The following is a 25,765-nucleotide window of genomic DNA, read 5'->3' as shown; positions in this document are numbered from 1 at the left end:
TCGCTCTGGTTAGCGCAGCAGGAACGCGGCATTGCGCTTGGGCTGCGTCAATTCGTAGGTGACCTGGCCCGGGCCCGCCGCCGTCGCGGTGAGCTTCAGGCCGAAGAATTCGACAAAGTTCTGGGTTTCGGCGGGAAACAGATCGAACTGCCGCCCGTAAGTCAGCGTGGCAGAGCCGAGCGGCGCGCCGTTGGGCTTGATGACGCTAAGGCCGATATAGACCCGGCAGCGCAGGCGCGGCTTGGTCTTCTTGTCGATCTCCTTGCACTTCTGCGAGGAGACGACCCATTCGAGCTTGCCTTCCATCCCGGTGCGCTCGGCCTTGGCATATTTGCCGCCGGTCAGCGCCAGACGCTCGCCCGACACCGACTGCAAGGGGTTGAAGAAGCCCTGCTTGTCGCCCTGCCGGAAGAAATACTTGTCGAAGGTGCCGCCCTGGTTCTCGTCAACGAAGCACAGGTGCCGGTCCGCGCCCCAGGCCATGATCGCAGCGCCCGCGGCCAGCTTGGGCGGGAAGATCGCGCAGGCCCCGCCGCGCACGAAGGCAAGGCCGATCAGCTGCGTGCCCGCAGGCGCGGCGATGCGGCCATTGTCCTGAAACACGTCCTCCGACAGCGTGAACATCTCCATCGGAAGCATGTTCACGCCATAGAGCCGGCCCTGGAATTCATGCGCCACCGGCGCCGGAGCGGCCTCGGCCTTGTACTCGTCCATCGTCCAGAACGGCAGCAGCAACTGCGCCTGGGCCGCAGCCGGCATGAACGCCGCGAGCACTGCGGCGAGATACCACTTGAGGAGCTTCACCCCGCCAGCCGTTCGTTGACGACCTTGCCGCCCTGCGTCAGCCGGATCGCGCCGCCGATTTCATCGTCGAGCACGGGCTTGCCGGCTTCCTTGTCCCAGAAGGCGCTGAGGAAATTGTAGTGGTTGCGCGCAAACAGCGCCGAAGCGTCAGCGGGCAGGTGCGCAGGCGTGTTCGAGAAGCCGATGATGAACACGCCGTGCTTCACCACGACTTCATCCGCCACCGAACCTTCGACATTCCCGCCCTGCGCCACCGCGAGATCGAAGATCACACTGCCCGGCTTCATCGTCGCGATCTGCGCATCGGTGATCAGGCGCGGCGCAGCGCGGCCCGGGATCAGCGCGGTGGTGATGACGATGTCCTGCTTGGCGATGTGCGAGCTCACCAGTTCGGCCTGCGCCTTCTGGTATTCCTCGCTCATTTCCGTGGCATAGCCGCCCGAGCCTTCGCCTTCGATCCCGGCGACATTCTCGACGAAGATCGGCTTGGCACCCAGCGACTGGATCTGTTCCTTGGTGGCCGAGCGCACATCCGTGGCCGAAACCTGTGCGCCCAGACGCCGCGCCGTCGCGATCGCCTGAAGCCCCGCCACGCCCACACCCATGATGAAGGCGCGCGCGGCCTGCACCGTGCCGGCCGCCGTCATCATCATCGGGAAAGCGCGGCCATATTGCGCCGCTGCCGCCAGCACCGCCTTGTATCCGGCAAGGTTCGACTGCGAGGATAAGACGTCCATCGACTGCGCGCGGGTGATGCGCGGCATGAACTCCATGCTCAGCGCCTCAAGGCCGGCGGCCGCATAGGCATCCACCACATCGCGCTTGGCAAAGGGATCGAACAGCGCGGCGACCCATGCGCCGGGCTTTGCGCCCTTGAGCAGCGCCACATCGGGCGCCTGAATGCCGAGGATGATATCGGCATCCTTCACCGTGGCCGCAGCATCCCCTACGCTCGCGCCTACCTCTTCATAGGCGGCATCGGTGATCGAGGAGATGGCCCCCGCTCCCGCCTCGACCGCGACCGCCAGCCCGAGGGCGGCGAACTTCTTGGCCGTTTCCGGCGTCACAGCAACGCGGGTTTCCCCGGCGGCGCGTTCCTTGAGGATGGCGATCTTCACTGGCAGGCGCGCTTAGTTCGCGATCGCCGCGACAACCGCGAAGGCGATCAGCGCGATCACCGGCACGGCCCACTTCAGCGTGGCCATGAACCCGCCATAGGTTTCGTTGGCCTTATCCATGTCGTGAACAGTCATTTTCTCTTCCCCTTGGGTTCCTGAACACCGCAGGCGGCAATTGGTTGCCACAAATCTGGCGGCATAGATTTTTCTGCCTGCCCCCGTATCGAAGCAGAGCCGTGCGCTCAAGTCACCTTTAATGGCAGGATGCGTCTCTCCCCAGCCCGCAGCGCCTGCCGCCGATGTGTCCCGCGCCGGGACGGTCTTAATCCCGTCTTTACCCGCACGTCCTATGACCGAGCCGTGTCACCGGGGACAGGCCCCGGCGAAGGAAAGGCGAGCGGCAAGGCGAATGGCGGAGATGGATAGCCACCCCGAAGCGCACAGCGATGCGCGAATCGTGATGCTGATCGACGACGAGCCGGCCCAGTCGCGGCTGATCTCGGCGATTGCAGCGCGCGAGGGCTGGCGCACGATCGTCGCTCCCGATGCCGAAACCGCGATTGCCGTACTGGGCACGCGCGAAGGGATGCAGCTTTCCGCCATCCTGCTCGATCAATGGGTGCCGGGCGATGATGCCTGCGCGCTGATTGCCGAATTGAAATCCCGCCGCCCCGCGCTCCCCATCCTGATGCTCACCACCAGCGCCTCGCCGCTGCTCGCGGTCGAAGCGATGCGGGCGGGCGCGAGCGACTATCTGGTCAAGCCTGTCTCGCCCGACCGGCTGATGGAAGCCCTGCGCTCTGTCACCACCCGCGAGACCCCGCGCGACGAGCTTGCCCCGCTGACCGAGAAAATGTCGGCCAGCCTCGATTTCGATGCGATGATCGGCACCGCCCCGCAATTCCGCACCGCGCTGGCGCAGGCCGCCAAGGCCGCGCGCGGCCAGGGCCATGTACTGATCGAAGGCGAAAGCGGCACGGGCAAGGAAATGCTGATGCGCGCGATGCATGGCGCATCCCCGCGCGCCAAGGATCCGCTGCGGATCATCAACCTTGCCTCGATCCCCACCGGCTCGATCGAATCGGTGCTGTTCGGGCACGAACCCGGCAGCTTCCCCGGCGCTTTCGATCGCCAGATCGGCGCCTTCCAGCATTGCGACGGCGGCACGCTGATCCTCGACGAGATCGACCGGCTCACCCCGGCGCTCCAGCAGCGCCTGTGCGAAGCGCTGGTGAGCGGCATCATCCGCCCCGTGGGCGCAAGCTACGGCTTCCGCGTCGATGTGCGCCTGCTCGTCACCAGCAATGCCGGGCTCGACCGGCTGGTGGAGGCCGGACAATTCGACGAGGAGCTGGCAGCCAAGCTCGGCGCGACCCGCATCCGCCTGCCCGCTTTGCGCGAACGCACCGGCGATATTCCTGCCCTCACCCGCCATTTCCTCGCCCGCATCGGCGAACAGCCGGGCCTCAATCACCTCTCGATTTCCGAGAGCGCGCTGGCGCTGCTCGCCGCCTATGACTGGCCGGGCAATGTCCGCCGGCTGCAATCGGTGCTGTTCCGCGCGGCGGTCTATTGCGAAAGCAACACGCTGACCGAAGACAGCTTCCCGCAGCTTTCGGAGATGCTCGGCGAACAGGACAACAGCCGTTCACTCGCATCGCATGACGGGGTGGGCGTCATGCTCTACACCGAGGACGGCAACCTGCGCCCGCTGGAAGAGATCGAGGCCGACGTGATCCGCCTTGCCATCGGCCATTATCGCGGCCGCATGACCGAGGTGGCGCGCAGGCTCGGGATCGGGCGCTCGACGCTCTATCGCAAGCTTTCCGATCTGGGCATTGATAACGCGGCTTGATCGGCGCGGCTTGATTAGCGGGCCGCGCGCGCCTAGCCGCGCTGGCATGACAACACTTCAGGATTTCAAGGGGCGCTCTGCGCTCGTCACCGGGGCAGCATCGGGGATCGGTGCGGCCTGTGCGACCATGCTGGCGGAGCGCGGAGCAGCAAAGCTGTTCCTCGTCGATGTGGACGGGCCGGGGCTCGACGCGCTCGATTTTCCCGGCGTGGAGGTGCACCGCATCGTCGGCAGCGTCGCGGACGAGGCGCTATGGCAGGCGCTAGAGCCACGCCTCGCCGGGCTTGACCATGCCGTGGTCAATGCCGGGATCGGCGCAGGTGGGCCTTTGGCGAGCCTTAGCCTTGCCGAATGGCGCCGCGTCATGGACGTCAATCTCGACGGGGCTTTCCTGACTTTGGCGACATCGCTGCGGGCCATGGCGGGCAAGAGTGGCAGCGTGGTCGTGGTGTCCTCGACCACCGGATTGAAGCCGCTGCCGGGGATCGGGCCTTACGGCGTCTCCAAGGCGGCAGTCGCCCACATGGCGCGCATCGCAGCCGCCGAGAACGCGAAAGCCGGCATCCGCGTCAACGCGATTGCGCCGGGCGGGGTCGACACCGCGATCTGGGAAAGCGGCCCGGACTTCCTCGCATCGGTCGAACGGATCGGGCGCGAGGCGACGCTGAAGGCGATGGCCAAGACCACGCCTTCGGGCCGCTTTGCCTCGCCTCAGGAGATGGCGGAGAGCATTTGCTTCCTGCTGTCAGACGCCAATTCCAACATTACGGGCCACGTGCTGGTCTCGGACGGCGGCTTTACCCTCTGATTTGCAGAGGATTTTTCGCGCCATTCCAACAGGGCCAAAAATGTTTCACGTGAAACATTGCAAGAACGGGTGTTTTTGCTGTTTCACGTGAAACAGGTGTCACCAGCTGAAGGCCTGCTCCGCCAGCGTGGCGCTGGTGTTGCCCTTGAGGGTCATGGTGAGCGTCTTCGCCTTCCAGTCGATATCGATCAGGCCGTAATTCTCGATCGGGAAAAAGGGCGTGACGCGGGCGGGATCAGGCTCGCGCGAAGTGGCGCGTTCGATGTCGCTGCCGAAGGCGAGATTGAGCGAGGAGCTGGTCAGCTCCCACATTGTTTCGCCTTTGATTTCAGTCTTGTAGATACCCGCAGCGTGGCGGTCGCCCGAAAGCATGACCAGCCCGCTCGCCTCGCGGCCCGCCAGCATTTCGAGCAGCTTGGTGCGCTCGGCGGGGAAGTTGGTCCAGCCCTCGAACTGGTGGGCCTGGGTGATGACCTGGGTCGAGGAGACCACGATGCGCAGGTCCGCGGGCTTGGCCAGCTCGGCCTTGAGCCAGGCCCACTGGTCCGCGCCGAGCACAGTCTTTTCCGGAGCATCATCAGGAACATAGCCACCAAGCGGCGGGCGGTCCTTCGACCACGGGGCCTTCTTCAGGTCAGAGCGGAAGAAGCGGGTGTCGAGCAGGATCACCTGCACGCGCTTGCCCTCGGGGCCGGTGATGGAGCTTTCATAGATCCCGTCCCGCCCGCGCACGGCATCGGAGGACCCCCAGAAGGTCTCGAACAGCTCTTCGGCCCAGCGCCGCATCGGGAAATTGCCGCCCGCGTCATTGAGGCCGAAATCATGGTCGTCCCAGGTCGCCATCATCGGGAATTTCGCGCGGAAGCCCTTGAATTCGGGGTGCGAAGCCTGAAGCGCGTAGGAACTGCGCAGGCTCTCCAGCCCGGCGTCGGCATCCCAGCCGGTATCGCCGTAGACATTGTCGCCGATCATCAGGAACAGCTGCGGATTGGCCGCCGCGATCTGCGCCCACATGTGCTGCGGCGCGTTCTGGTGGTTGCAGCTGCCAAAGGCGATGCGGGTCAGCGTGGTGGCGGGGCTGAGCGCAGGCGTCGGCCCGGCGACCGGCATCGCAACCTTCTTGCGCAGCTCGGCATAATAGGGCGCAAGCAGTTGATCCGGCGTGAGATTGACGCCCGGGGGCACATCCCTGCTCTGGGCCAGCACGGGGCTGGCGGCGGCGGCAAGAACGGTAGCGGCAAGCAGCGACAGGCGCATCGAGGGGCTCCCTGAATCGGTGGGGTGTGAGAGTGTTCTGGCCGCGCTGAGTGACAGAAGAGCGACGCTGTGGGAAGGGTTCAGACTGGCGCGACCTGATTGAAGGTCGTCAGCGCCGCATCGCGCAAGCCCCGCCAGACATTGCGGGCCTGCACCGTCTCGGGAACATCATGCGCCCTCAGCAGGTGGACACCCGCATCCATGCCCTTCACCGCCAGCGCGATCGAACCGGCGAGCCGTGCATCAGCCGCCTCCTCGTTCGACAGAGCGCCGATCATGCGCTTGCGGCTCGCCCCCAGCAGGATCGGGCTGCCGAGCCCGTGGAACATCGGCAAGGCATTGATGAGCGAAAGGTTTTCAGCCAGCGACTTGCCGAAACCGATGCCCGGATCGAGCAGGATGCGCTCCTCGGCAATCCCAGCCGCAATCGCCCGGGCGCGCGCCAGTTTGAGGAAGTCATAGACCTCGCTCGCGGCGTCCTTGTACTGCCCGCCCGCGTGCAGATCCTCGCCTGCGCCCGGCGCATGCATCAGCACCACCGGGCAGCGGTGCGAGGCGATCAGCTCGGTCGTGCGCGGATCATAGCGCATCGCCGAGACGTCGTTGATCATATGCGCGCCCGCCGCCAGCGCGGCCTCCATCACACCCGCGCGACGGGTGTCGACGCTGATCGCGGCGCCCATGGCCGCACAATACTCCACCGCCGGAACAACGCGGCGGATTTCCTCGTCCTCGAAGGTCGCCGCAGCGCCCGGACGGGTGCTTTCCCCGCCGATATCGATGATCGCCGCGCCCGCCTCCAGCATCGCGGCCGCATGATCGCGCCCAATCTGGGGATCATCATTGATGCCGCCGTCGGAGAAACTGTCGGGCGTCACATTGAGGATGCCCATCACCTGCGGCTGATCGAGCCGGATGGTGCGATTGCCGAGCTGCAAGGGCGCGTGAACCTTGCGGAAATTGGCGAATTGCTGCGCCGCGTCGCGGGCCAGCACATCGGGCAGCAGGCCGATCGCCTCGTCCATCCCCGCAGGCGTGGTGATGATCCGCTCCACCAGCACCCCGTCAAACCGCATCACCAGCACGAATTCGCTGGCATAGGCCATCGTCCCGCCGAGCCGCACAGCATCGCCATCGACCTCCTGCGGGCCGGTGACGAAGGATATGGGGTAGAGATAGACGGCGTCGGTCATGGGCTTGTGGGCGGTCAGTCCTCGCTGGCGAGAAGGTAAAGCTGGCGGGCAGCGTCAATCGGCTGAATATCGCCTCCGGTCTGGTAATGCCAGAACGACCAGCCATTGCACGAGGGCGCGCCCTGCAAGTCCTTGCCGAGCCCATGGATCGAGCCGGTCTTGCCGTCCCATTCGAGCGAGCCGTCGGCGCGTACCGTGGCGATCCAGCGGCGCTTCTTGTCGAACACCTTGCTGCCTGGAGGGATCAGCCCGGCCTCGACCACAGCGCCGAAGGCCACTTTGGGCGCGGAACGTGGGCTCTGCATGGTCGTGAGAGCGCTCTCATCAAGCGGAAGCTCCTTGGCGATCCGCTTTTCGGCAACGCCGCGGTAGAAGTCCTCGCGCTCGCAGCCGATCCACTGGCGGCCAAGCCGCTTGGCCACCGCTCCGGTGGTGCCGGTGCCGAAGAATGGATCGAGCACGACGTCGCCCTTCTCGGTCGTCGCCAGCAGCACGCGGTAGAGCAGCGCCTCGGGCTTCTGGGTGGGGTGCGCTTTCTTGCCGTTTTCCTTGAGCCGCTCGGCCCCGGCGCAGATCGGCATGACCCAGTCGGAGCGCATCTGCAGCTCGTCGTTCAGGGTCTTCATCGCGCGGTAATTGAAGTGGTAACGCGACTTCTCGCCCATGCTCGCCCAGATCAGGGTTTCATGCGCATTGGTGAAGCGGGTGCCCTTGAAATTGGGCATGGGATTGGTCTTGCGCCAGACGATATCGTTGAGGATCCAGAAGCCGAGATCCTGCAGGATAGAGCCGACGCGGAAGATGTTGTGGTAACTGCCGATCACCCACAGCGCGCCATCGGGCTTCAATACGCGGCGCGCCTCGGTCAGCCATTCGCGGGTAAACTTGTCATAGGCCGCCATGCTGTCGAACTGGTCCCAGTGATCGGTAACTGCATCGACATGGCTGCCGTCCGGGCGATTGAGATCGCCGCCGAGCTGGAGATTATAGGGCGGATCGGCGAACACGAGATCGACGCTGGCCGACGGCAGCGAGCGCATCGCCGCGATGCAGTCCCCCGGCAGGATGCGGCCCAGCGGCAATTCTGGCGTACGCACTGATTTAACCGCTTTTTCAGCGATTTCAGAACGCAATCTCGCCTTTTCTATCACACTCACCGGAATGTCCCCGCTGTTCTCGCCTGCAACTTATCCACAGGCATGAGTCCTTGAGGAGTCTGCGTCAAGCGCCTAATTTTACGGCAAACATGGTTAACGGGTGGTAAAACCCCCGCCTCGGTGGTGGAACGAAGCGGGACCGACACAAGATGTTGAGTCCGCGCCCATCGCCGGGACTCGATATGCAGCGGTGTGGCCCGGAGGACTCACCCGCCCTGCGAAGCCGCACAATTTTTCCGATCAGAGCAGGCTGGCCTGCGCGACGGGAGCAAAGCTGCGGCGGTGCAGAGGGCTGGGGCCGTGGATGCGCAGGGCCTCCATGTGTTCGGCCGTGCCATAGCCCTTGTTGCGCTCCCACCCGTAGTGCGGGTGCGCGGCGGCGGCCTCCAGCATCAGCCGGTCACGCCATTCCTTGGCGATGATCGAGGCGGCGCTGATGGCAGGCTCGATCCCGTCCCCGCCGACGATCGCGCGGGCCGGCCAGCGCCAATCGCCGCAGCGGCAGGCAGGGGTCATGTTGCCGTCGATCAGCACTTCGCCCACCGCTCCGCCGATCGCGCCGGCAAGGCTGGCGACCGCGCGGGTCATGGCGAGCATGGTGGCCTGGAAGATGTTGACCCGGTCGATCTCTTGCGGATCGACCACCGCCACCGCCCAGCAGCAGGTCTCGCGGATCGCCACATCGAGCACGGCGCGGCGCTTTGCCGAAAGGCGCTTGGAATCGTCGAGCCCCGCAGGTATCGCGCGCCCAAGCACAACCGCCGCGGCCACCACCGGCCCGGCGAGCGGCCCGCGGCCAGCCTCGTCGACCCCGATGATGATCGCCTCGCCCTGACCTGTGAAACCCGGAGTGACCCCCAGCATGATCCCCTCGTCCCGCCTGCTCGCTGCTCTTTCCGTGTCCGCGCTGATGCTGGCAAGCTGTGCGAATGCCGAAACCGGGGACAGCGCAGCTGCCGCCTCGGCCGAGGCCGCGCCCTTCACCACCAGCGAAGTCGCGACGTTCGAGGAGCCCTGGGCGATCGCCTTTGCGCCCGGCACCAGCGTGCTGTTCGTCACGGAAAAGGCGGGCGCGGTGAAGTTCATCGACACCGCCAGCGGCACCACGGGCACTGTCAGCGGCGCGCCCACGGTGGCCTATGGCGGTCAGGGGGGGCTCGGCGACATCGCCTTCCTGCCCGCGGAAGCCTCGGCGAAGCTTGGCGGGCGCACGATCTATCTGAGCTGGGCCGAAGCGGGCGAGAACGACACCCGCGGCGCGGCGGTCGGCAAGGGCACGCTGGTTTGCGCCTCGGCCACCGCTTGCACCATCGAAGGCCTCTCGGTGATCTGGCGCCAGACCCCCAAGGTGACGGGGCGCGGCCACTATTCGCATCGCCTCTCGATCTCGCCCGATGGCAAGTATCTCTTCATCGCCAGCGGCGAGCGGCAGAAGATGCAGCCGGCGCAGGATACCGGCACGACGCTGGGCAAGATCGTACGCCTCAATCTCGACGGCACGCCCGCTGCGGGCAATCCCATGGCTGACAAGGGCGGCGTTACCGCGGAGATCTGGTCGCTCGGGCACCGCAACATCCTCGGTATGGATTGGGACGCGGCTGGCCGGCTGTGGGAGGTCGAGCACGGCCCGGCAGGCGGTGACGAGCTGAACCTCGTCAAGCCCGGCGCCAATTACGGCTGGCCGATCCGCTCGAACGGCGAGCATTACAACGGCGATCCGATCCCCGATCATGAGCCGTCCGACGGCTTCGCCCAGCCCGCCCTCAGCTGGACCCCGGTGATCGCGCCGGGCGACACGCTGATCTATTCGGGCACCATGTTCAAAGGCTGGAAGGGCCATGCGCTGATGGCCGGGCTCGGTTCCCAGGCGCTGGTCGATGTCGCCTTCGATGGCGAAAGGGCGCGGGAGGCCGCCCGCTACGATTTTGCCAATCGCCTGCGCAGCCTTGCCCAGGGGCCGGACGGCGCCATCTGGGTGGCCGAGGACGGCAAGGGCGCACGGCTCCTGAAGCTCACCGCCCGCTGATGGCCTCCACAACGGCAACCATTATCCCGCTCGAGGCGGTCGATCCCGCCATGATCGAGGAGGTGCTGGACCGCGCCTTCGGGCCGGAGCGCCACGCGCGCACTGCCTATCGCATCCGCGAGGGCATGCCGTGGCTGCCCGGCCTCAGCCTCGCCGCGCTCGACGAGAATGATCTGTTGGTCGGCACGATCCAGTGCTGGCCGATCGCACTCCAGACCAAGCAGGGACAGGTGCCGCTGGTGATGGTCGGGCCGGTCGCCGTGGTGCCCGAAAGGCAGGGCGAAGGCTTCGGCGTGGGCCTGATGAGCGCGATGATCGCCGAGGACGCGCGGCTGGCGGGCACAGGTGGCCCCGCCCTTCCTCAGGTGCTGATCGGGGACGCGGAGTATTACGGCCGCTGGGGCTTTTCCGCGGCGATGACGGGCGGCTGGCGCTGCCCCGGCCCTTACGAACCCCACCGCCTGCTGGCGCGCGGCACGGCGCTTGCCGCAATGCCGGCCGAAGGCATGCTGAGGCCTTGGGAGGCGACGGGGCAAAGCTAACCCCTTCCCGTTCGCCGCCGCATCTGCCATCCCCGATCCGCAATGCCCTACGAACCGCCGCCCTATCTCGCCAGTCTGACGCTCGCCGAAATCGCGGGCCTTGTGGCGGAGCGCAAGCTGCCGCCGGTCGAAGGCTGGGCGCCGCAAAAGATCGGCGACAGCTTCATGCGGATCGCGGCTGACGGCACCTGGTATCACGAGGGCGGACCGATCCGCCGCGAGGCGATGGTGCGCGCCTTTGCGGGCTTGCTCACCCGGGACGAAGCGGGCCAGCACTGGCTGGTCACCCCGTTCGAGAAACTCTCGATCGAAGTCGATGATGCCGCCTTCGTGGCGACCGACTGCGCGCGCGCCGATGATGCCCTCGCCTTCCGCCTCAACACCGATGACCTCGTGATCGCCGGGCCGGAGCACCCCCTGCGCGCGGCGGGCGATGCCGACAATCCGGCGGTCTATCTGCACGTCCGGCGCGGGTGCGAGGCGCGGCTCAACCGCTCGACCTGGACCCAGCTGGTCGATCTGGCGCTGGCCGAGGGGGCCGAGAACAATGGCTGGCGGATCGCCAGTCAGGGCGCGGAGTTTGCGCTGCTGCCATGACTGTGTCTGCCCGTCCCAGCCTCTACGAGCCGCTCGCCCGCCTGTTTGCCGAAGGGCACGCGCGCGAGATCCCCGATCTCCTGTCCGATGCCCATTTTGCGATGGATGGCAGAGCCACGCCGGCCGCGGTGCTGATCGCGATCACCGACGTGCCGCATGATCCGCAGGTGATCCTCACCCAGCGCCCCCGCGGGATGCGCGATCATCCCGGTCAGGTCGCCTTTCCGGGCGGCAAGATCGATCCGGGCGAGGATGCCGTCACCGCCGCCCTGCGCGAGGCGGAGGAGGAACTGGGCCTGCCGCGCGAAGCGGTGCGGGTGATCGGCACCAGCGATGTCTATCACACCGGCACCGGCTTTCTGGTGACCCCGGTGCTGGGCGTGGTGCCGCCGGACCTTGAACTGACCCCCGATCCCATCGAGGTGGCGGACTGGTTCCAGGCCCCGCTCGCCCTGCTGCTCGATCCTGCCAGCTGGACCACCAACGAGGTGTTCTGGCGCGGGGCCAACCGGCGCTATCTCGAGCTTGACTGGCAGGGCTTCCGCATCTGGGGCGTGACGGCAGCGATCATCGCCAACCTGTCGCGGCGGATCGCGGTGGAAAGGCTGAAAGATGCTGCGTGATCTTTCGCAAGCCGATTGGCCCCGCCGCGCAGGGCTCGCCGCGCTGACAGCCGCGCTAGGGGCAGAGAATATCCGCTGGGTCGGCGGGGCTGTGCGCGACGGGCTGCTGGGCGCGAGCGTCCACGATGTCGATTGCGCCACGAAGCTGATGCCCGCCGAGGTGATCGCGGGCTGCGGCAAGGCCAGCATCCGCACCGTGCCGACCGGGATCGAACACGGCACCGTCACCGCGATCCTCAAGGACGGGCCGGTCGAAATCACCACCCTGCGCCGCGATGTGGCAACCGATGGCCGGCGCGCCACCATCGCCTTTGCCAAGGACTGGCCCGAGGACGCCGCAAGGCGCGATTTCACCATCAACGCGCTCTATGCCCATCCCGAGACGCTGGAGATTGCCGACTATTTCGGCGGGCTCGATGATCTCGCAGCGCGGCGGGTGCGCTTCATCGGCTCGCCCGAGCAGCGCATTGCCGAGGATCACTTGCGGATCCTGCGCTATTTCCGCTTTCAGGCGCGCTTCGGGGCCGAACTTGATGCCGCTGCCGAGGCGGCCTGCGCTGCCTTGGCGCATACCTTGAAGGGCCTCAGCCGCGAGCGGATTGCGGCGGAATTGCTGGCGCTGCTGGCCCTGCCCGATCCGCACTCCACCCTCGATCGGATGCGCGCGGGCGGCGTGTTGGGCGTGATCCTGCCCGAGGCGGGCGCGCCGCAGCTGGCCTGCCTTGCGCGGGTCATTGCAGCCGAGGCCGCGCAGGGCTTTGCCCCCGATCCCGTGCGGCGGCTGGCGGCGCTGCTGCCGCCCTCGCCCGAGGTGGGCGAGACTGTCGCTGCGCGCCTGCGCCTCTCGAAAGTCCAGCGCACCCGGCTGGTCTCGGCAGCCGAGCGCCAGACGGGCGACAGCGCGAACGCGGCCGCGCTCGCCTATCGCATCACGGCGCCCCATGCGATCGATCGCCTGCTACTGCTGGGCGGCGATGCGAAGGCGCTCGCGGAATGGACAATGCCGGTCTTTCCGCTCAAGGGCGGCGCCATTGTCGCGCGCGGGGTGACCGCCGGGCCGGACGTCGCGCGCATCCTCAAATCGCTTGAGGCGCGCTGGATTGCCGAGGGCTTCCCCGGCGCCGACCGCGTCAACCAGATGCTGGCCGAAGAGCTGGGATCGAGCGCCTTCGACTTCGACTAGTCGAACCGGCCCGACTTGGGGAAGCCCTGCGGCGGCATCCGTCCGGCAGCACCGCGCGCCACCTTCCACATGCGGATTTCGGTCTCGGTGCGGGTCCGCTCGCCCGAGCCTCCCATCTGCCAGCTGAGACCGTCAGCCAGCACGAAGGTTATCGCGTCGGACAGCCCGCCATCGCGGAAGCGCTGCAACTGCACCCCTTGACCGCGCGCCATGATCGGCAGCTCTTCGAGGTTGAACACGACGAGCTTGCGGTTGTCGCCGACGCAGGCGACGTGATCGTGGCTTTCCGCAATCGGGCGGATGACGTTGAGCTTCGCCCCGTCCTTGAGGTTCACCACCTGCCGCCCCTTGCGGGTCTCGGCGAGGAGCTCGCTGGTCTCCGCCACGAAGCCCTTGCCGAGGCTCGAGGCGAGCAGCAGCTTGCCGCCAGCGCGATGCACCATCAGCGCCGCGACATTGGCGTCGCTTTCCAGGTCAATCATCGTGCGCACGGGCTCGCCGAACCCGCGCGCGCCCGGCAGCTTGTCGCAGCCCAGCGTGAAGAAGCGCCCGTCGGATGCGGCGAGCAGCAGCTTGTCGGTGGTCTGGGCGTGGAGGATAAAGGCGAGGCCGTCGCCCTCCTTGTACTTGAACTCCTGATCCAGCGGCACATGGCCGCTCGCCGCGCGGATCCAGCCCTTCTGGGAGAGGATCACGGTGACCGGCGCCTTCTCGATCATCGCGTCCATGCTGAATTCGATCGTCGGCGCGGCTTCGGCAATCAGCGTGCGGCGGCGACCGATCAGCGTGTCCTCGGCATAGTCCTTGCGCAGATTGCGCAGATCCTTCTTGAGGCGCGTGCGCTGGCGGGCCGGGCTTTCGAGCAGCTTTTCGAGCTCGTCCTGCTCGGCCAGAAGCTCGTCCTGCTCCTTGCGCAGCTGCATTTCCTCGAGCTTGCGCAAGCTCCGCAGCCGCATGTTGAGAATCGCTTCGGCCTGCCGGTCGGTGAGTTCGAACTCGGCCATCATCACCGGCTTGGGCTCGTCCTCGGTGCGGATGATCTCGATCACGCGGTCGAGGTTGAGGAAGGCGATGATGTAGCCGCGCACCAGTTCAAGGCGCTTTTCGATCTGCTCCAGCCGGTGTTTCGCGCGGCGCTGGAGGATGTCGATCTGCGCGAAGGTCCAGCTTTCGAGCAGTTCCTTGAGGCCCATCACCATCGGGGTGCGGCCCATGCCCGGGCGCGCATCGAGCACGTTCAGGTTGAGGCTGAAGCGCGTTTCGAGATCGGTGAGCTTGAACAGGCTCTCCTTGAGCAGCTCGGGATCGACATTGCGGCTTTTGGGCACCAGCACGATGCGGATCGCTTCGTCGCTTTCGTCGCGCACATCTTCGAGGATCGGCAACTTGCGGTCGGCAATGGCCTGCGCGATCTGCTCGATCAGCTTGCCCTTGGGCACCTGATAGGGGATTTCCGAGATCACGAGCTGCCATTGCCCGCCGCCGAGCCGTTCGATCCCGGCCTCGATATCGCCCGGATCCTTGGCCTCGGGCGCATGGAACCGGCCGCGCAGGCGGAAGCTGCCGCGTCCCGTGCGATAGGCCTCGGCAATCGCGGCCGCGCTATCGACCACCTGTCCGCCAGTGGCAAAATCGGGGCCGTGGAACAGCTCCATCAGCCGCGCGTGCTCGACATGGGGGTTGTCGATCAGCTCCAGCGTCGCGTCGATGATCTCCGCGACATTGTGGCTGGGGATCGAGGTCGCCATGCCCACCGCGATCCCGCTCGCGCCATTGGCGAGCAGATTGGGGAACAGGCCGGGGAAGATTTCCGGCTCGATTTCCTCGCCATTATAAGTCGGCAGGAAATCGACCGTGCCTTCATCGAGGCCGGACATCAGTTCCAGCGCGGTCTTGGTCAGGCGCGCTTCGGTGTAGCGATAGGCTGCGGCGTTATCGCCATCGACATTGCCGAAATTGCCCTGCCCCTCGACCAGCGGATAGCGCAGCGCGAAATCCTGCGCGAGGCGGACCATCGCGTCATAGACGGATGCGTCGCCATGGGGGTGATACTTGCCGATCACGTCGCCGACGACGCGGGCGCTCTTCTTGAAGGCGCTGGAAGGATCGAGCTTCAGCTGCCGCATCGCCCACAAGAGGCGGCGGTGGACCGGCTTCAACCCGTCGCGAAGATCGGGCAGCGAGCGGGCGGTGATCGTCGAGAGTGCATAGACGAGATAGCGCTCGGACAGCGCGGCATCGAAGGGCGCATCGACGATAGCGTCAAAGCCATCGTCCGATGCCTCAGTGGTCGGAGTTTCGGACATGGCCTCCGTCTAGCAACCCTGAGCGGCGCGAGGGAGAGGGGTTTCCACAGGGTTGAGGCACTTACATACGGCGGGCGTCGCTGCTTTCGGCAGGGATGCTGACGGACAGGCCGTCCATCTCGGCCGTCAGTTCGATCTGGCACGACAGGCGGCTCGTGCGGCGCGCACCGGCGGCGAAGTCGAGCATGTCCTCCTCCTCCTCCGCAGCGCGGGGCAGGCGGTCGAACCATTCGGCAGCGACGATCACGTGGCAGGTGGAGCAGGCCATCTGGCCTTCGCAGGTGCCCTCGAGCGGCAGGCCCGCTGCCTGGCCGACACGCAGCAGGCTGTCGCCCGGTTCGGCCTTGGCGGTGACCGTGCTTCCGCGCGGATCGATGAAGGTGATGGTGATGCTCACAGACCCTGTTCCTTCGCGGCGGCGAGAATCGCGGCGGCGGCGGCCTCGATCTCCTGCGCCGTCGTATAGCGCCCGAAACCGAGGCGGATAGAGGACTTTGCTTGTGCGTCGGTAAGGCCGATGGCGCGCAGCACGTGGCTTGGGCGGCCCGATCCACTCGCGCAGGCCGAGCCGGCGGAGAACATGACCGAGCGGCACTCGCTCATCAGCCGGGCGACGTCCAGCCCGTCCTTGCGCAGGTTGAGATTGCCGTGCCAGCGGTGCTCGGCGCTGCCGTTCAGCTCCCAGCCGTCGAACAGCTCGCGGGCACGGTGCCAAAGGGCTTCGACATGGGCGGCGTCCTCTTGCCCCTGCGCCAGCGCCAGCCGCGCCGCCGCGCCAAAGCCTGCGATCAGCGCGGGGCTCAGCGTGCCCGAGCGCAGCCCCTGCTCCTGCCCGCCGCCATGGGTCTGGGGCGCAATGTCCACTCCGTCCCGCACCCACAGCGCGCCGATGCCCTTGGGGCCGTGGAGCTTGTGGGCCGAGACCGCGATCATGTCGGCATGGGCTGGCGGCGCGAGTTTGCCTGCGCCCTGCACCGCATCGCACAGGAACCAGCCGCCCGCCGCATGGGCCGCCTCGGCCAGTTCCTCGACCGGCTGGATCGTCCCGATCTCGTTGTTGACCTGCATCACCGCGGTGAGCTGCGTGCCTTCGGGGATGACCGTATCCTCCGCGACGAGGCCGTGGGGGTCGACCGGCAGCACCAGCATCTCGGTGGTTTCGCGCATGGCGTGGCCGCAATCGAGCACTGCGGCATGTTCGATCGCCGAGACGGCGATGGTGTTGGTGCCGTCGCCGCGTGCGGTGCCCTTGATCGCGAGGTTGATCGCCTCGGTCGCACCGGAGGTGAAAATCACCCGCCCGTCCGGTGGAAACAGCGCGGCGACCTGTTCGCGCGCCGCCTCAATGGCAGCCGCGGCCATGCGGCCCATGCGGTGGGGGCTATGCGGATTGCCGAAAGTGTCGCTCTCCGGCCCGCCGAGCCAGCGCAGCATCGCCTCGCGCGCTTCGGGCGCAAGGGGCGTGGTGGCCTGGTAGTCGAGGTAGATCATGCGAGCGAAGCCCAGACTTCCGCGAACCGCTCCAGATCCTCGGGCGTGGTCGACCAGCCCAAGCTCACCCGGATCGTGCGCGCCGCGACATCATCGGGTACGCCGAACGCATCGAGCACCCGGCTTTTCTTGAGCGTGCCGGAGGAGCACGCGCTCCCTGCCGAGACGGCGAAGCCCATGGCATCGAGCCGTATCAGAAGGGCCTGCGCACTCATCGCGGGGTGGGTCAGGGCATAGATGTAATCGACCTGCTCGCCGATGGTCATGCGCTGGCCTGCGACACGTGCGGCGAAGGCGGCGCGCTGTTCCGCGGTGCTTGCCCAAGCGCCCGCGTCCAGCGCCGCCGCCATACCCATTGCGCCGGGCAGGTTCTCGGTCCCCTGCCGGTAGCCGCGCTCATGCCCGCCGACCGGCTCCAGCAGGTTGAAGTCCCGCACCAGCAGCGCCCCCACTCCGATCGGCCCGCCGAACTTGTGCGCGCTGACCACGAGCATGTCGGCATCCGGCAGCGCCAGCTTGCCCGCGCTCTGCGCACAGTCGGACAGCAGCAGCGCCCCCGCCTCGGCCAGCGGAGCCGCCATTTGCGCGACCGGATTGATCGTGCCGGTTTCGGAATTGACCTGCTGGACGGCAAGCAGCGTGGCAGGATCGAAGGGCTCCTCGCCGGTGAACACCGTCGCATCGGGCGCAGCGCGCAACACCGCGTCATGCTCCACCGCGCTGACGATCCGACGTTTCGCCTTCGCGCGATTAAGCGCGATCCACAGGGCCTCGCTCGCGCCCGAGGTAAAGATCAGCTCCCCGTCCCAGCCCAGCGCCGCCTTGATCCGCTCGCGCGCATCCTCCAGCGCGGCGCGCGCCTTGCGCCCTTCCGCATGGGGGCTGGAAGGGTTCGCCCATATGGCAAAGCCCTCCTCTATCGCCGCCCGTGCCTCGGGGCGCAGCGGCGAAGTGGCGGCGTGATCGAGATAGACCCGCTGGGGAATGACCTTTTCCTCACAAGAAATTGCGATTTTCGCGAGTGACACTATATAGGCCGCGCAATCGCCAGCGCCACCCGGCGCGCAGGCTTCTCGATCACAAGGTTAACCGATGCCCTCAGTCATCTTCCCCGGCCCGGAAGGCCGTCTTGAAGGCCGTTTCTCCCCGCCGCCGCGCCCGCGTGCGCCGGTGGCGATGATCCTGCACCCGCACCCCGAAGGCGGCGGAACGATGAACGACCGGATCGTGCAGCGCCTCTACAAAACCTTCGCGGATCGCGGCTTTGCCACGCTGCGTTTCAACTTCCGCGGTGTGGGCCGCTCGCAGGGCTCGTTTGACAGCGGGATCGGGGAACTTTCCGACGCGGCATCGGCGCTCGACTGGGTGCAGTCGATCCATCCTGAAGCGCAGAGCACCTGGATTGCCGGCTACAGCTTCGGTGCCCTCATCGGCATGCAGCTCCTTATGCGCCGCCCCGAAGTGCGCGGCTTCATCTCGGTCGCGCCGCCCGCCAACATGTACGACTTCAGCTTCCTCGCACCCTGCCCTGCCAGCGGCATCTTCGTGCAGGGCGCGGCGGATACGGTGGTGCAGCCCAACGCGGTGCAGAAGCTGGTGGACAAGCTGCGCACCCAGAAGCACATCACCATCCACCACGAGGAAATTCCGCGCGCCAACCACTTCTTCGAGAACGAACTCGAAGAGCTGATGAAGTCGGTCGACAACTATCTCGACTTCCGCCTCTCGCCGGATTGCCCGATTAAGTGATTTTTGCGTGCTGCACGCCCTCCGGCGTGCAGTCCTCGGCGAGCCTTTGTTGCCCTACCGCTTCGCTGCTTGAGGGCCGCGTTTCAATGTCTTTGGGCTTGGGCGCCTGCGGCGCGTGCGCGTGCGCTCGCGGCCCGTTCGTTGGCGGGCCAGAAAGTTCCCCAGCCTATTCCTCTCTCTTTTCTCTACTGATTTGATTGCAAAAAATACAGTATTGAAAAGCAACGCGAAATGTCTTCGCGCCTAACAAAAAGCATAGTACTCTCGGAGCCGAGCGAGGCCGGAGGGTCTGCGCTTGTCATCGGCACTCCGGCCACCGCTCCCACGATGATGGAGAGAGGAGACCCCTGATGACCTATGCCTCCCATGCCCGCCGTCCCAATCCCGCTGCCCTTGTCGGCGCCCTCGGCATTCCCGCTGCCGTAGGCGCCTTGCTGGTGGTGGGCCTTGCCGTGACGGTGGTCGTCACACCTGAGCCGCCGCCGCTTCAGGGCTTTACCGTCAAGCCGATCCCGATCCCCCCGCCGCCGCCCGATCCCGCGGCGCCGACCAGCAACACCAGCACCAAGGCAGCGAGCCCCACCACCACCACCCGCCCGGACACGATCCCCTTCGATTTCGCCACCACTCCTGTCACCACCTTGCCCGGCGTGGACGAATTGAAGGGCGTCGAGGTCGGCCCGGTCGATTTCGGCATCCCCGGGCCTTCCCCCAGCGCCTCGCCCTTCGATCCGGTTGGCGCGGCCCCGCGCAACAATCCGGCGCGCTGGGTGCTCGATAGCGATTACCGCGCGAACTGGCTGCGGCAGGGCCTTTCGGGTTCCGCACGCTTCACCCTGACGATCGATGCGGCAGGGAAGGTGACAGGGTGCAGCATCACCCGTTCGACGGGACACGGCGTGCTCGATGCCGCGACCTGCGAGCTGGTGACCAAACGCTCCCGCTTCGATGCAGCGCGCGACAGCAGTGGCCGCCCGGTGAGCGGCAGCTACTCGGGTGCGATCACCTGGAATATTCCTGATTGATCTGGTGACGGCGCGCCGGGGAGGCTTACCCCTCTCCGGCCGCCTTGATCTCTTCGATCGGTGCCTTGCCGGTGGAGCTCGGCACGGTCCAGATCAGCACGTTGACGACCGCGATCACCGCCAGCAGCACCATCAGCAGCGGCTGCTTTGCCTCGCCGGTGCGGCGCCAGAGGACAAAAGCGCCCGCCACCAGCGCGAGCGCGGCGAGCATCACGAGCGAGAGCACGAAATCGGTCATGCCCGTGCCCATAGCCGCTTGGGCCGCCCCCGCGCAATTGACTTGGAGGCAGGCGAACGCCAAACCTCGCCCGCATGAGAGAGAGCAACCATGATTTCACCCGCCGCCAGGCCCTTTCCGGGCTTGCCGGTGTTTCCGCCCTTGCCCTGCTGCCCGCCTGCGCCCGCAGCGATGCCGCGCCGATCAGCACCCCCGCTGCTCCGGGCGGCGCGGATGCGACGCTGGACCGCATCGCCTACAAGATGCTCGCACACGAGCCGGGCCGGGCAACCGGGCTCGGGGTCGACACCGGCGAATATGCCGCGTGGCGATCGACCTTCGGGGTCGGCGGCGAGGAAGGGCGCAGCGCCTATGCCGCAACACTCAAGGAACTGGTAGCCGAAGCCCGCGCCTTCCCGCGCGCCAAGGATCGTGGGGGCCTCACCGACGATCAGGAAATCGGCTTCGAGGTGGTCGAAACCGCCTTCACCCGCGCTGTGGAGGGCATGGCCATGCCCTATGGCGATGTCGCGGTCGGCAGCTGGCGCAACGCGCCCTATGTGGTGATCCAGAACGTCGGCGGCTATCTCGACATGCCGCGCTTCTTCGGCTCGAGCCAGCCGCTGTTCGCGGCCTCGGATGTCGGCCCCTACATGTCGCGCCTTGCCGAGGTGCCCGCGTTGCTCGACGGGGAACTTGAGCGCATCCGGTCGGCGCGCGGGATGGGCCTCGTGCCGCCCGCTTTCCTGCTCGACAAGGCGATCCGCCAGATGGAAACGAGCATTGCAGGCGCATCGGAAAGCTACGCCGGCCCGCTCGCGGCCGCGAAGCTGGATGGCGCGACGAAGGCTGCCGAGCAGGCCGAGCGGATCGTTGCCAGCGGCATCGTCCCCGCGCTCGAACGCCAGATCGCCGAACTCAAGGTCCAGCGCGCCGCGGCCAAGGACAATGCCGGCATGTGGGCCCAGCCGATGGGCGAGGAATATTACGCCTGGGCCGTCGGCGCCTCGACCACCACGCGCCTCACCCCTGACGAGATCCACCGTCAGGGTCTTGCCGAACTCGAAGAAATCCACGGCCGGATGGACCCGATCCTCAAGGAGATCGGCTACACCAAGGGCAGCGTCGGCGAGCGGATGCAGGCGCTTTCGCAGGACCCGCGATACCACTTTGCCGAAGGGGACGCGGGCCGCGCGGAAATCTTCGCCTTCATCAACGAGCGGCTCGGCTGGATCAAGGCGCAGATGCCGCGCGCCTTCAACAAGCTGGTCGATCCCCCGCTCGAAGTGCGCCGCCTCCCGCTCGCCGAAGAACCCGGCGCGCCGGGGGCCTATGGCGGGGCGGGCAGCAAGGACGGCAGCATTCCGGGGCGCTTCTGGATTAACCTGCGCACCACCGATCTGCACCGCAAGTATGACCTTGCCGATCTCACCTTCCACGAGAGCATTCCGGGCCACGTGTGGGAAGGCGAATTCTCCAACCGCCTGCCGCTGATCCGCTCGATCCTCGCCTTCAACGCCTTTTCCGAAGGCTGGGCACTCTATGCAGAACAGCTGGCGGACGAGCTGGGCGCCTATGACGAATTCAAGGTCGGCCGCCTCGGCTACCTCCAGTCGCTCGCCTTCCGCGCCTGCCGGTTGGTGGTGGACACCGGCCTCCACTCCAAGCGCTGGACCCGCGAGCAGGGCCGCCAGTTCTTTGTCGAACGCAATGGCTCCAAGGCCGAGGAAGTCGCCTCCGAGGTCGATCGCTATTGCAGCTGGCCGGGGCAGGCCTGCGGCTACAAGATCGGCCATACCGAAATCGTCCGCCAGCGTTCGCGCGCGCAGGCAGAACTCGGCAGCGCCTACGATCTCAAAGCGTTCAACACCGCCGTGGTGCTGGGCGGCAACGCGCCCCTGAATGTCGTGGCGAATACCGTCAGCCGCTATATTGCCAGCGCCAAGGCCTGACACCATCTTGCAACCTCCGGCGGGCAACCCTGCTGACCGGATGACCGCCGGAGGCGCAGATGGAAACGCTCGGACAAGACCTTGAAACCATGCGCCGGGTGCCGCTTGCGACGGCCCATGTCGATGCGATCTGCGCGATCGGCGGCGAGGTGTTCGACCCGGCCGGCGCCATCGTCATGGATATCGGCGAGGCGCTCGATCGCTTCGTCTACATCCTTGAAGGCGAGGTCGAGGTGGTCAATCCCTACACCGGCGAGCGGATGTTCGAATCCGGCCTCGGCCCGACCCAGTTCATGGGCGAGATCGGGTTTCTAAGCGGCGCGACCAACTACCTCAAGATGCGCGCCAGCGTGGACACCCGCGTGATCGAGGCCCCGCGCCCGGCGATGCTCGAACTGATGAGCCGCGTGCCGGAACTGAGCGACCACATCATCACCGTCTTCGCCGCACGCCGCCGCAAGCAATACGAGCTGAAGAACAGTGCGGTGAAGGTGATCGGCGCGGACCGCGATCCCAAGGTGCAGGCGGTGGAACGCTTCCTCTCGCGCAACCGCATCCCCTTCGAGAGCTATGATCTCGACGGGGTCGATCCCGAAACCGTGCAGGTCTGCAGCCTGATCAAGCACGAGCCTTCGGTGATCCTCGGCACCTTTACCCGGCTGGAAGACCCTTCCCCACGCAAGGTGGCGCAATATCTCGGGCTCGATCTCGATATCTGTTCGCGCCGCACATATGAGCTGGTGATCGTCGGCGGCGGCCCTGCGGGGGTGGCGGCGGCGGTCTATGCCGGGAGCGAGGGCATCCCCGCGCTGGTGATCGAGGATACGGCGGTGGGCGGGCAGGCCGGCACCTCCAGCCGGATCGAGAACTACATGGGCTTTCCCACCGGCATCAGCGGTACGGACCTCACCTGGCGCGGACAGGTGCAGGCGATGAAGTTCGGCACGCGCTTTGTGATGCCGCGCCGGGTGGAGGGCCTGTCGCGGCGCGAGGACGGCACCTACTGCATCACACTGGATGATAACGATGAACTCTGCGCCCGCGCCGTGCTGGTGGCGACGGGGGTGCAATATCGCCGCCTGCCGCTCGCCCGGCTGGAGGAGCTGGAAGGCGCAGGTATCTTCTATTCGGCGACCGAGATGGAAGCGCGCTTCTGTTCGCGCACCGAGGTCGTGGTGATCGGCGGCGGCAATTCGGCGGGGCAGGCAGCGATGTTCCTCAGCCGCGCGGCCGCCCATGTCCATCTGGTGGTGCGATCAGGCAGCCTTGCCGAAAGCATGTCGAGCTATCTGATGCAGCGGCTGGAGGCCGATCCGCGCGTCACGATCCATTATCACAGCGAAGTCACCGCGCTCCACGGCGAAAGCTGGCTTGAAGGCATCACCCTCAAGACCGGAGAAAGCGAGCGGCGCATCGATGCCCGCGCGCTGTTCATCATGATCGGCGCCGCGCCCAATACCGGCTGGCTGTCGGGCCTTGCCGCAACCGACGAGAAGGGCTTCGTGCTGACCGGCGCGGCTGCCGGACAGACGGATGACTACGCCACCACCGCGCCCGGCATCTTCGCGGTAGGCGATGTGCGCGCAGGCTCGGTCAAACGCGTGGCGAGCGCAGTCGGTGAAGGTTCGGTGGTGGTCAGCCGGATCTGGCAATATCTCGAGGATACGCGGGTCTAGATCCGCCTCAGCTCTTGCCGAACAGCCCCTTGGCGATGTCCATGATGTCGTCGACCGGATTGCCGTCGCCATCGCGGTCGAGGATCGATGCGAAGTTCGACAGCGAGCCCTCGCCGCCGATCGCGGTGACGATCTGCTGGAGCACTTCGGGGCTGAGGCCGGTCTTTTCCGCGGCCAGCGTGACTGTGTCGCCGTCCAGTTGATGGGTGCGGCCGAGCGCGCCGATGGCAGCTTCCACCATCCCAGGATCAAGCCCCACCTGCTTGGCAAGGTTCACGACATCGTCCGGCGCGCCGCCGATGTTCTTCAGGATACCATCAAGAATGCTCATCATGTCTCTCCTCGCGAATCGCGTGGAGGCCAGTGTGACGCAGGCTTGCGGCTTTTCAAAGAACAAGGCCCCGCTCCGGCTTGTGCCGGGCGGGGCCCCTCTCCCGAACTTGTGATGGATCAGGCGGCGACGGGGGCAGGAGCCGCCTGACGCACGCCTTCATCGACATGGGCTTCGAACTGGGCGAAGTTGTCGATGAACAGCTGCACCAGCTTCTGCGCGGTCGCGTCATACTCGGCCTTGTCAGCCCAGGTGCTGCGCGGATCGAGGATGGTCTGATCAAGCCCGGCTTCGGCCAGCGCCGGCACAAAGACCGGCACGTCGAAGCCGAAATTGGGGTCCTTGCGGAATTCCACTTCGTCCATCTTGCCGTCGAGCACCGCGTTGAGCAGCGCGCGGGTGGCCTTGATCGGCATGCGGCTGCCGGTGCCGTACTTGCCTCCGGTCCAGCCGGTGTTGACCAGCCAGCACTGCGCCCCGCCCTTGGCAATCCGCTCCTTCAGGAGGTTGCCATAGACCGACGGGTGGCGCGGCATGAAGGCGGCGCCAAAGCAGGTGCTGAAGGTAGCTTCGGGCTCGGTCACGCCGATTTCGGTGCCGGCGACCTTGGCGGTGTAGCCGCTGAGGAAGTAGTACATCGCCTGATCTGCGGTAAGCCGCGCAATCGGAGGCAGCACGCCGAAAGCGTCGGCGGTGAGCATGATCACATTCGACGGCGCCGGGCCGAGGTTCTTCTCGGAGGTGTTGGGGATCGATTCGATCGGATAGGCGCCGCGGGTGTTCTCGGTCTTCGAGGAATCGGTGAAGTCCAGCTCGCGGGTGTCCTCGTCCATCGCGACATTTTCGAGGATCGTGCCGAACATCTTCGTCGTGGCGTAGATCTCCGGCTCGCCCTCGGCCGAAAGGTTGATCATCTTGGCATAGCAGCCGCCTTCGAAGTTGAAGACCGCCGTATCCGACCAGCCATGTTCGTCATCGCCGATCAGCGTGCGGCTGGCATCGGCCGAAAGCGTAGTCTTGCCGGTACCCGACAGGCCGAAGAAGATCGCGCTCTTGCCGTCGGCGCCGATATTGGCCGAACAGTGCATCGGCATCACGCCCTGTGCAGGCAGGAGATAGTTGAGAAGGCCGAACACGCCCTTCTTCATCTCGCCCGAATATTCGGTGTTGCCGATCAGGATCAGCTTTTCGGTGAAGCTCACCGCGATCACCGTGTCGCTGCGGCAGCCGTGGCGCTCGGGGTTCGCCTTGAAGCTCGGCAGGTTGATGATGGTGTATTCGGGCACGAAGCTGGCGAGTTCGTCAGCGGTCGGGCGCACAAGCAGGGTGCGGATGAACAGGTTGTGCCACGCCAGCTGGTTGATGACGCGAACGTTGACCCGGTATTCGGGCTGCGAGCCGCCGAACAGATCGGCGACGTAGAGCTCTTCCTGCCCCTCAAGCTCCTTGAGGAAATCGGCCTTGAGGTTGGCGAAGTGCTCCTCGCTCATGGGCTGGTTGATCGGGCCCCAGTTGATCGTGTTCTCGGTCCCGGCATCGCGGACGATATACTTGTCCTTGACGCTGCGGCCGGTGAAGCGGCCGGTATCCACCAGCAGCGCGCCGTGCTTGGTCAGCTTGCCCTCGCCCTTCTTGAGCGCGTGTTCGACCAGCGCCGAGGTGCCGAGATTGGCGTGGATGGTCGCGCGGGTAACGAGGTTCTGGGCAGCCAGCGGGGTAGCGAGCGAGGTCAAGGTCGTATCTCCTGAGCCAGTCAAGACGGCAGCAAAACGAATGGATGGGGCGAATCCGCTAGGCCTGCCCTAGCACTCGCGCATACGTATGCAAACAGCGGCGGCTGCGTGATCCGCAACAC

At 66.3% G+C, this 25,765-nt stretch carries 25 protein-coding genes; 11 read left to right on the top strand and 14 right to left on the bottom strand.

Features of this window, described 5'->3' with window-relative positions:
- Positions 1 to 9: 9 nt before the first annotated feature.
- The 3 genes from RSE14_RS14450 to RSE14_RS14440 are packed head-to-tail and all read right to left on the bottom strand — an operon-like array spanning position 10 to position 2,057.
- On the bottom strand, positions 10 to 804 hold the full coding sequence (locus RSE14_RS14450) for a hypothetical protein (RefSeq protein ID WP_324074823.1): 795 nt from the start codon (positions 802 to 804) through the stop codon (positions 10 to 12).
- Positions 801 to 1,922 carry an NAD(P) transhydrogenase subunit alpha gene (locus tag RSE14_RS14445; RefSeq protein ID WP_324074822.1) on the bottom strand — a complete coding sequence of 374 codons (1,122 nt, stop codon included), beginning with the start codon at positions 1,920 to 1,922 and terminating at the stop codon, positions 801 to 803. Before RSE14_RS14445 ends, RSE14_RS14450 begins: the two co-directional genes overlap by 4 nt.
- Before the next feature lie 12 nt (positions 1,923 to 1,934).
- Positions 1,935 to 2,057 carry a hypothetical protein gene (locus RSE14_RS14440; RefSeq protein ID WP_324074820.1) on the bottom strand — a complete coding sequence of 41 codons (123 nt, stop codon included), beginning with the start codon at positions 2,055 to 2,057 and terminating at the stop codon, positions 1,935 to 1,937.
- Positions 2,058 to 2,340: 283 nt separating this feature from the next.
- Between RSE14_RS14440 and RSE14_RS14435 the strand changes: the two genes are divergently transcribed.
- Positions 2,341 to 3,777 carry a sigma-54-dependent transcriptional regulator gene (locus RSE14_RS14435; RefSeq protein WP_324074818.1) on the top strand — a complete coding sequence of 479 codons (1,437 nt, stop codon included), beginning with the start codon at positions 2,341 to 2,343 and terminating at the stop codon, positions 3,775 to 3,777.
- Between the two features lie 46 nt (positions 3,778 to 3,823).
- Complete coding sequence (locus RSE14_RS14430; protein WP_324074816.1) at positions 3,824 to 4,585, top strand: SDR family NAD(P)-dependent oxidoreductase; 762 nt, start codon at positions 3,824 to 3,826, stop codon at positions 4,583 to 4,585.
- Between the two features lie 99 nt (positions 4,586 to 4,684).
- Here RSE14_RS14430 and RSE14_RS14425 read toward each other — a convergent pair whose 3' ends face one another.
- The 4 genes from RSE14_RS14425 to RSE14_RS14410 all read right to left on the bottom strand — a co-directional run bounded on the left by RSE14_RS14425 (position 4,685) and on the right by RSE14_RS14410 (position 9,056).
- The gene (locus RSE14_RS14425) at positions 4,685 to 5,842 is read right to left on the bottom strand and encodes an alkaline phosphatase D family protein (protein WP_324074814.1); all 1,158 of its coding nucleotides are present in this window, start codon (positions 5,840 to 5,842) and stop codon (positions 4,685 to 4,687) included.
- An 80-nt stretch (positions 5,843 to 5,922) separates the two neighbouring features.
- Entirely contained in the window at positions 5,923 to 7,035 is a 1,113-nt protein-coding gene (gene folP / locus RSE14_RS14420) for a dihydropteroate synthase (protein WP_324074813.1), read from the bottom strand.
- Positions 7,036 to 7,049: 14 nt separating this feature from the next.
- Positions 7,050 to 8,075, bottom strand: coding sequence for a site-specific DNA-methyltransferase (locus tag RSE14_RS14415; protein ID WP_324076937.1), 1,026 nt, complete (start codon positions 8,073 to 8,075; stop codon positions 7,050 to 7,052).
- A 357-nt stretch (positions 8,076 to 8,432) separates the two neighbouring features.
- Positions 8,433 to 9,056, bottom strand: a complete 624-nt coding sequence (locus RSE14_RS14410) for a ribonuclease HII (protein WP_324074812.1) — start codon at positions 9,054 to 9,056, stop codon at positions 8,433 to 8,435.
- Here RSE14_RS14410 and RSE14_RS14405 point away from each other — a divergent pair.
- The 5 genes from RSE14_RS14405 to RSE14_RS14385 are packed head-to-tail and all read left to right on the top strand — an operon-like array spanning position 9,055 to position 13,163.
- Positions 9,055 to 10,218 carry a PQQ-dependent sugar dehydrogenase gene (locus RSE14_RS14405; protein WP_324074811.1) on the top strand — a complete coding sequence of 388 codons (1,164 nt, stop codon included), beginning with the start codon at positions 9,055 to 9,057 and terminating at the stop codon, positions 10,216 to 10,218. The two genes, RSE14_RS14410 and RSE14_RS14405, sit on opposite strands and share 2 nt — an antisense overlap.
- Positions 10,218 to 10,760 (top strand): GNAT family N-acetyltransferase, encoded by a 543-nt coding sequence (locus RSE14_RS14400; protein ID WP_324074809.1) that lies wholly within the window; start codon positions 10,218 to 10,220, stop codon positions 10,758 to 10,760. Before RSE14_RS14405 ends, RSE14_RS14400 begins: the two co-directional genes overlap by 1 nt.
- 42 nt (positions 10,761 to 10,802) lie before the next feature.
- Positions 10,803 to 11,357 carry a DUF1285 domain-containing protein gene (locus tag RSE14_RS14395; RefSeq protein WP_324074807.1) on the top strand — a complete coding sequence of 185 codons (555 nt, stop codon included), beginning with the start codon at positions 10,803 to 10,805 and terminating at the stop codon, positions 11,355 to 11,357.
- Complete coding sequence (locus tag RSE14_RS14390) at positions 11,354 to 11,980, top strand: CoA pyrophosphatase (protein ID WP_324074805.1); 627 nt, start codon at positions 11,354 to 11,356, stop codon at positions 11,978 to 11,980. Before RSE14_RS14395 ends, RSE14_RS14390 begins: the two co-directional genes overlap by 4 nt.
- Entirely contained in the window at positions 11,970 to 13,163 is a 1,194-nt protein-coding gene (locus RSE14_RS14385) for a CCA tRNA nucleotidyltransferase (RefSeq protein WP_324074804.1), read from the top strand. Before RSE14_RS14390 ends, RSE14_RS14385 begins: the two co-directional genes overlap by 11 nt.
- On the opposite strand, the gene parC is transcribed toward RSE14_RS14385, so the two are convergent.
- The 4 genes from parC to RSE14_RS14365 form a co-directional block, all read right to left on the bottom strand.
- Positions 13,160 to 15,469 (bottom strand): DNA topoisomerase IV subunit A, encoded by a 2,310-nt coding sequence (gene parC, locus RSE14_RS14380; protein WP_324074803.1) that lies wholly within the window; start codon positions 15,467 to 15,469, stop codon positions 13,160 to 13,162. The genes RSE14_RS14385 and parC overlap by 4 nt on opposite strands.
- Before the next feature lie 61 nt (positions 15,470 to 15,530).
- Positions 15,531 to 15,866 (bottom strand): 2Fe-2S iron-sulfur cluster-binding protein, encoded by a 336-nt coding sequence (locus tag RSE14_RS14375; protein WP_324074801.1) that lies wholly within the window; start codon positions 15,864 to 15,866, stop codon positions 15,531 to 15,533.
- Positions 15,863 to 16,960 (bottom strand): cysteine desulfurase family protein, encoded by a 1,098-nt coding sequence (locus RSE14_RS14370; protein WP_324074800.1) that lies wholly within the window; start codon positions 16,958 to 16,960, stop codon positions 15,863 to 15,865. The genes RSE14_RS14375 and RSE14_RS14370 overlap by 4 nt, the downstream gene beginning before the upstream one ends.
- Positions 16,957 to 17,988 carry a cysteine desulfurase family protein gene (locus tag RSE14_RS14365; RefSeq protein WP_324074798.1) on the bottom strand — a complete coding sequence of 344 codons (1,032 nt, stop codon included), beginning with the start codon at positions 17,986 to 17,988 and terminating at the stop codon, positions 16,957 to 16,959. Before RSE14_RS14365 ends, RSE14_RS14370 begins: the two co-directional genes overlap by 4 nt.
- A 64-nt stretch (positions 17,989 to 18,052) precedes the next feature.
- On the opposite strand from RSE14_RS14365, the gene RSE14_RS14360 reads away from it, so the two are divergent.
- Both RSE14_RS14360 and RSE14_RS14355 read left to right on the top strand, forming a co-directional pair.
- Positions 18,053 to 18,709: an alpha/beta hydrolase gene (locus RSE14_RS14360; RefSeq protein WP_160760491.1), complete on the top strand. Its 657-nt coding sequence runs from the start codon at positions 18,053 to 18,055 to the stop codon at positions 18,707 to 18,709.
- 350 nt (positions 18,710 to 19,059) lie between these two features.
- On the top strand, positions 19,060 to 19,734 hold the full coding sequence (locus tag RSE14_RS14355; protein ID WP_324074795.1) for a TonB family protein: 675 nt from the start codon (positions 19,060 to 19,062) through the stop codon (positions 19,732 to 19,734).
- 25 nt (positions 19,735 to 19,759) lie between these two features.
- Here RSE14_RS14355 and RSE14_RS14350 read toward each other — a convergent pair whose 3' ends face one another.
- Positions 19,760 to 19,972 carry a hypothetical protein gene (locus RSE14_RS14350; protein ID WP_324074794.1) on the bottom strand — a complete coding sequence of 71 codons (213 nt, stop codon included), beginning with the start codon at positions 19,970 to 19,972 and terminating at the stop codon, positions 19,760 to 19,762.
- Between the two features lie 74 nt (positions 19,973 to 20,046).
- On the opposite strand from RSE14_RS14350, the gene RSE14_RS14345 reads away from it, so the two are divergent.
- Together RSE14_RS14345 and RSE14_RS14340 are read left to right on the top strand one after the other, a co-directional pair.
- A complete protein-coding gene (locus RSE14_RS14345; RefSeq protein WP_324074792.1) occupies positions 20,047 to 21,903 on the top strand; it encodes a DUF885 domain-containing protein in 1,857 nt (618 codons plus the stop codon).
- A 59-nt stretch (positions 21,904 to 21,962) separates the two neighbouring features.
- Complete coding sequence (locus RSE14_RS14340; protein WP_324074791.1) at positions 21,963 to 23,579, top strand: FAD-dependent oxidoreductase; 1,617 nt, start codon at positions 21,963 to 21,965, stop codon at positions 23,577 to 23,579.
- Positions 23,580 to 23,586: 7 nt separating this feature from the next.
- Here RSE14_RS14340 and RSE14_RS14335 read toward each other — a convergent pair whose 3' ends face one another.
- The gene (locus tag RSE14_RS14335; RefSeq protein ID WP_324076935.1) at positions 23,587 to 23,910 is read right to left on the bottom strand and encodes a hypothetical protein; all 324 of its coding nucleotides are present in this window, start codon (positions 23,908 to 23,910) and stop codon (positions 23,587 to 23,589) included.
- A gap of 119 nt (positions 23,911 to 24,029) precedes the next feature.
- Positions 24,030 to 25,643, bottom strand: coding sequence for a phosphoenolpyruvate carboxykinase (locus RSE14_RS14330; protein ID WP_324074789.1), 1,614 nt, complete (start codon positions 25,641 to 25,643; stop codon positions 24,030 to 24,032).
- Between the last annotated feature and the right edge of the window lie 122 nt (positions 25,644 to 25,765).

Source organism: Erythrobacter sp. (assembly GCF_035194505.1).
Classification (GTDB): Bacteria; Pseudomonadota; Alphaproteobacteria; order Sphingomonadales; family Sphingomonadaceae; genus Erythrobacter.
Note: the sequence above shows the minus strand (reverse complement) of the source record. Positions and strands in the feature narration are given on the sequence as shown.